This window comes from Hydrogenimonas sp., assembly GCF_029933015.1.
Lineage (GTDB): Bacteria > Campylobacterota > Campylobacteria > Campylobacterales > Hydrogenimonadaceae > Hydrogenimonas.
In genome coordinates this window covers 1-5,215 of sequence record NZ_JAOZOZ010000110.1, presented here as the reverse complement: position 1 = coordinate 5,215, position 5,215 = coordinate 1, and the positions used below count along the sequence as shown (strand labels likewise).

Genomic DNA, 5,215 nt, shown 5'->3' with positions numbered 1-5,215 from the left:
AAATTTCCTGTTTTCCGGATTGCTCAGAAAACTCTCCAGCGAACTCTTGATGCCGGATTCTTCCGATTCGCTTCTGTATTCGAGCATCGGCTGGGCCATGTTGATCAGCAGGGGAGTCTCTTCCACCAGAATCTGCAAAACGGCCAGGATCGGCATGCTGACGACGCTTCCGAAATTCTGAGGACCGAAGCCCGCCTCGAAGGAGAGGATATGCTCGTCGACTTCGAAGCTGTCGAAGGTGTAGCCCGCGATCATGAAAAGGGTCACATCCTGCAGCGCATGGGCGAGCTCCTCGGGCAGAGGCGGTTCGAAAGTGACATGTTCGAGATTGCACAGAATGCCGAAAGGCTGGGCGCTGTCGAGCATATAGTGCAGCATGTCCTTGATATGCGCTTCCATCATCTCCTGAAATTCGGTCTCTTTGATCATGTCTATCAGCATTTTTTCTCTTTTTCGGTGGTAACTTTCAGACTATTTTACCATGTTTGACAGGCTGGAATCCGATCATCGCGTTGAGCAGGGCGAAAGCTTCGAAACTCTCCAGCTCTTCGGCGCGGATCTCTCTGGGGATCAGAAAACCGCTGCGGATCAGCCGCTCTCTGGTGGTACCATGCAGCAGAGGAGTTTTCGGGGTGTACCAGCGCTTCTCTTTCAAGAAGGCGACATTGGCGATGGAAGTGTCGGTTACGAGACCCTTCTTCACGATCAGGATCTCATCGGCGTCGCCCCTTTGGGCGAAGAGTTCGTCGATCGTGTCACGGTCGCGGAATTTGTGGCCGTAGTCGAGATCCGACTCTACGATTCTGAGTGTTTTGACGCTGCGGGGACGGTAGGGTTCGTAGGTGACGTCGATAAGTCTCTCTGCGTAGAGAACCCGACATTTGAGAGTCCCCGTGCCTGTCGGAGGACGGAGTATCTTTCCCAGATCGATCGGCTCGAAGTTTTCGAAAAGCGCCGCCTGGCTGCGGTCCAGACGCTTCTGATGCAGCGAGAGGTGCTGAATGGCTCCGTTTTGGATGCATATGGTTTCAAAAAGCATGGTTACACCTCCTTTTTTAATGTTTCTAATCGAACAGTTCGGTGCTGAGGTAGCGTTCGCCCGTGTCGCAGAGGATCGTGACGACGATTTTCCCGCGGTTTTCCGGACGTGACGCCACCTGCATGGCCGCGTAGACATTGGCGCCCGAAGAGATCCCCACCAGCAGCCCCTCCTCTTTCGCGATGCGGCGACTTGTCTCGAAGGCGTCGGCATCGGAGACTTCGATCACCTCGTCGTAGACTTCGGTATCCAGAATCTTCGGAACGAAGCCGGCACCGATACCCTGAATCTTGTGGGGACCCGGTTTTCCGCCGGCGAGAACGGGAGATTTTTCCGGTTCGACCGCATAGATACGGATGCCGGGAATTCTCTCCTTGAGCGTTTCACCCGTTCCCGTGATCGTACCGCCCGTTCCCACCGCCGCGACGAAGATATCGACGTTGCCCTCCGTGTTTCGGATGATCTCCAGGGCCGTGGTGTGACGGTGGGCTTCGGGGTTGTCGGGGTTTTCGAACTGCTGGAGAATGACGGCGTTGTCGAGCTCTTTTTGGAGCGTTTCGGCTCTTTCGATGGCCCCCCGCATCCCCTTTTCCGCCGGCGTGAGCTCCAGTTCGGCGCCCAGGGCTTTGAGAAGCTTTCGGCGTTCGAGACTCATCGACTCGGGCATCGTCAGGATCAGACGAAGCCCCTTGGCGGCGCAGATGCTCGCCAGGGCGATGCCCGTGTTGCCGCTGGTCGGTTCGATGATGACACTCTCTTTGTCGATGAGACCCCTCTCCAGGGCGCGCTCGATCATGTTTTTCCCGATCCGGTCCTTCACCGATCCTCCGGGATTCATGAATTCGCATTTCCCCAGAATCGTGCATCCTGTTTCTTTTGATGCGAAGTTGAGACGGACCAGCGGGGTGTTGCCGATCAGTTCGGAGACGTCGTTGGCGATATGCATTATTTGTCCTTTTTCAGTGAAAAACTAAAAGTGAAAAGTTAAAAGTGACGGATGGTCGCTTCGCTCCTTTTTATTATAACTAATTAAAATAAAAGCCGCGTAGCGGCATCCACAATTTTTAGTTTTTAGTTTTTCACTTTTCACTGATAAGGTGTGATCACTCCCGTCCCCGGTCCGTTGGTGGCGTGGAAGATGACGGTGCCGTGGCGGTGGGCCTGTAGCCGCATCAGGAGGCGCTGGAGCGTCGGTTCGGTGGAGGGGGTGAACCAGGCGTTGTTGCTCATGGCGCACATGTATTGCGGGTCGTCTTCGTAGAGACGGTCGCTGGTGGCTTCGTAGCAGATGGCGTTTCGCCAGACCTTTCCGGCCATTTCGAAATCGCTGGGGTTTGCGGCCGTCACGTAGTCGCTGGCGCCGTCGAAAAAGATGTCGTTGATCCAGCGGCCCATCCATTTGGGAAGCGGCACCGCCTCTCCGAAGGGTACGAGCACCACTTTGTGCATCACGCGCATCCGGCCGTCGCGGAAGAGGTAGGTGGAGTTGTAGGATTTTTCCTTTTCGTAGTAGAGGCTGCCGGTGACGATCGTGATACGGCGGCTCAGATCGATCAGCTTTTCGACCAGTTCGATGTCGTGGTTGAGATAGAGGGGAAAGGCGCTTTCGGGAAGAATCACCGCCTTTTTGCCGCTCTCCATCGCCAGACGGATGGCGTGGAGATTCAGTTCCACGATGGCGTTGCGATAGCGGGGCTGCCACTTTTTGTCCTGTTCGATATTGGTTTGTACGATCTGGACGGAGTGTTTCAGCGCTTCGAGATCGGGATGCCGGTCGCCTCTCGATGGGTGCTGAATGGTGAAAAAAAGAAGCGCAAAGGCCAGATACCGGCCTCTGCGCTTGAATGAAAGAACGATCGTTAATATCGCCAGAAGCAGCCAGAGCTGCCACAGCAGGTCGCCCAGGACGGAGCCCGTGAACATCAGGGCGGGGCGGAACCAGTCGAAGCCGAAAGGGTGGACGAACTCCAGAAGGCCCACGGCGACGGCGCGAAAGGCGGGATGGGGCAGGGCGCCGACGAGGCCAAAAAGGATGCCGTAGACGAGGCCCACGGCGAAGATGACAAAAGGGATCATCCAGGTCAGATCGTAGTAGCGGAAGCTCATGCCGATCCACCAGAACCAGAAAACTCCGGTGAAAAAGCCGCTCCAGAACATGGCGCGGGGCGGCAGGAGAAGCCATGAAAGGAGGGCGATCGTGCCCAAAAACGCCTGCAGCCATGGCCAGTGCGTACCGAAATGGTACAGATAGATGAAGGTGGAGGCACTGATCGCCGAAAGAAAGCCTAAACTTATGGTAGGGGTGGTAAAATATCGCATCAAAAATTTCATGTACAAGGATACTCTATGCAAGATGCAGCGCAAGGTGGAGTTCTGGCTTCATTGTTTCCGCTTCTGATTCTCTTCGCGATCTTCTATTTTCTGGTGATCCGTCCGCAGCAGAAGCAGGCGAAACAGCACAAGGAGATGATCGCTTCTTTGAAAAAGGGTGACAAGATCGTCACGACAGGCGGCCTGATCGCCGAAGTGGTCAAACCGGAAGAGGATTTTATCAAAGTCAAGCTTAACGACGATTGCATCGTCAAACTCGTACCCGATTACGTAGCGAGAAAGTTCGAGGATGAAGCTTAATTACCGCGTCGTCATCTTCATCGCCGCGGCGATTTTCGGTCTGGCGCTCTCCGCGCCGTCGCTTCTGAATCTGGAGAAAGGCTCCAAAATCACTCTCGGTCTCGATCTGCAGGGTGGTCTGCACATGCTTCTTGGTGTCGATACCGACGAGGCGATCAAATCGAAAATCAAATCCCTGGCCTCTTCGATCAAATATGCGGCGGAAGATGAGGATCTGATCATCGACGAGTTCAAGGTACGTGACGGCAAGATCTCTTTCGAGCTGCTCGACAAAGACGACATGCCCAAGATGGACGAAATCCTGAAAAAGATCGAAGGGATCGCCGTCCAGAAAGAGGGGCTGAAGTATACGGTCTCACTGACGCCCCAGGAGATCGAGTCGGTCAAGAAGTACGCCATCACCCAGGCGGTCGACACGATCCGAAACCGTCTCGACCAGTTCGGTCTGGCGGAACCGACCGTCGCCAAGCAGGGAGCCGACAAGATCCTGGTGGAGGTGCCCGGCATCAAGACGCCCGAGCAGGAGCAGCGTATCCGCGAGCTGATCGCCAAAGCGGCGCACCTGCAGCTGATGGCGATCGACGAGGAGCGGGCGGCCCGTGTCGATCAGATGACGCCGGCCGAAGCGGCGAAGTACGGTGACGTCATATTGCAGGATGCCCAGAATCCGCACCGGAAATATCTGGTCAAGGAGATTCCGATTCTCGACGGTTCGATGCTGACCGATGCGCGTGTCGCGTTCGATCAGAACAACCAGCCGGTCATCAACTTCTCCCTCAACTCCCAGGGTGCGCAGATCTTTGGCGACTTCACCGGAAAGAACGTCGGCAAGCGGCTGGCGGTCGTGCTCGACAACAAAGTCTACAGCGCGCCGGTCATCCGCGAGCGCATCGGCGGCGGCAGCGGTCAGATCAGCGGCGGTTTCAGCGTCAAGGAGGCCCACGACGTGGCGATCGCCCTGCGTTCGGGCGCCCTGCTGGCTCCGGTATTCATGGAGGAGAAACGCAGCGTGGGCCCAAGCCTCGGCGCCGACAGTATCAAGGCGTCGATGATCGCGCTGATCACGGGCTTCCTGGCCGTCGTCGTTTTCATGATTCTCTACTACGGCATCGCGGGAGCCATCGCCGACGTGGCGCTGATCGTGAACCTCTTTTTGATCCTGGCGGTCATGGCGCTCTTCGGGGCGACGCTCACCCTGCCGGGGATGGCGGGTATCGTCCTGACGGTGGGTATGGCGGTGGACGCCAACGTCATCATCAACGAACGGATCCGGGAACTGCTGTATGAGGGCAAAAGCGTCGCCAAAGCGATCGAGCAGGGCTACGCCAACGCCTTCAGCGCCATTTTGGACGCCAACATCACCACGCTGATCGCCGCCGTCGTGCTCTATGCCTACGGTACCGGCCCGATCAAAGGGTTCGCCATCACGATGAGCATCGGTATCCTGGCATCCATGCTGACGGCGATCCTGGGAACCCACGGTATCTGGGAGATGGTGCAGCACAAGATCGACAGACGCGGACTCAACAAATGGTTCGGCGTCAA

Annotated in this window: 6 protein-coding genes; 2 read left to right on the top strand and 4 right to left on the bottom strand. The window is 56.4% G+C overall.

All coding sequences use genetic code 11. The annotated features are described in order from the left end of the window. The 4 genes from Q1K23_RS07400 to Q1K23_RS07385 all read right to left on the bottom strand — a co-directional run. Positions 1-441: hypothetical protein (locus Q1K23_RS07400; RefSeq protein ID WP_300363506.1), on the bottom strand; the 441-nt coding region annotated here is incomplete at its 3' end. Between the two features lie 25 nt (positions 442-466). Continuing rightward, the gene (locus Q1K23_RS07395; protein WP_300363505.1) at positions 467-1,039 is read right to left on the bottom strand and encodes an aminotransferase class IV family protein; all 573 of its coding nucleotides are present in this window, start codon (positions 1,037-1,039) and stop codon (positions 467-469) included. Between the two features lie 25 nt (positions 1,040-1,064). Then, positions 1,065-1,985, bottom strand: coding sequence for a cysteine synthase A (gene cysK, locus Q1K23_RS07390; RefSeq protein ID WP_300363504.1), 921 nt, complete (start codon positions 1,983-1,985; stop codon positions 1,065-1,067). A 140-nt stretch (positions 1,986-2,125) separates the two neighbouring features. Further along, positions 2,126-3,358 (bottom strand): apolipoprotein N-acyltransferase, encoded by a 1,233-nt coding sequence (locus Q1K23_RS07385; protein WP_300363503.1) that lies wholly within the window; start codon positions 3,356-3,358, stop codon positions 2,126-2,128. 27 nt (positions 3,359-3,385) lie between these two features. Between Q1K23_RS07385 and yajC the strand changes: the two genes are divergently transcribed. Further along, positions 3,386-3,670 (top strand): preprotein translocase subunit YajC, encoded by a 285-nt coding sequence (gene yajC, locus Q1K23_RS07380; RefSeq protein ID WP_300363502.1) that lies wholly within the window; start codon positions 3,386-3,388, stop codon positions 3,668-3,670. Then, on the top strand, positions 3,660-5,215 hold a 1,556-nt coding region (secD, locus tag Q1K23_RS07375), incomplete at its 3' end, for a protein translocase subunit SecD (RefSeq protein WP_300363501.1). The genes yajC and secD, both read left to right, overlap by 11 nt.

Excerpts from the sequence above, each read along its gene's own strand:
- Q1K23_RS07395 (WP_300363505.1), bottom strand. The coding sequence starts at position 1,039 with ATGCTTTTTGAAACCATATGCATCCAAAACGGAGCCATTCAGCACCTC.
- cysK (WP_300363504.1), bottom strand. The coding sequence starts at position 1,985 with ATGCATATCGCCAACGACGTCTCCGAACTGATCGGCAACACCCCGCTG.
- Q1K23_RS07385 (WP_300363503.1), bottom strand. The coding sequence starts at position 3,358 with ATGCGATATTTTACCACCCCTACCATAAGTTTAGGCTTTCTTTCGGCG.
- yajC (WP_300363502.1), top strand. The coding sequence starts at position 3,386 with ATGCAAGATGCAGCGCAAGGTGGAGTTCTGGCTTCATTGTTTCCGCTT.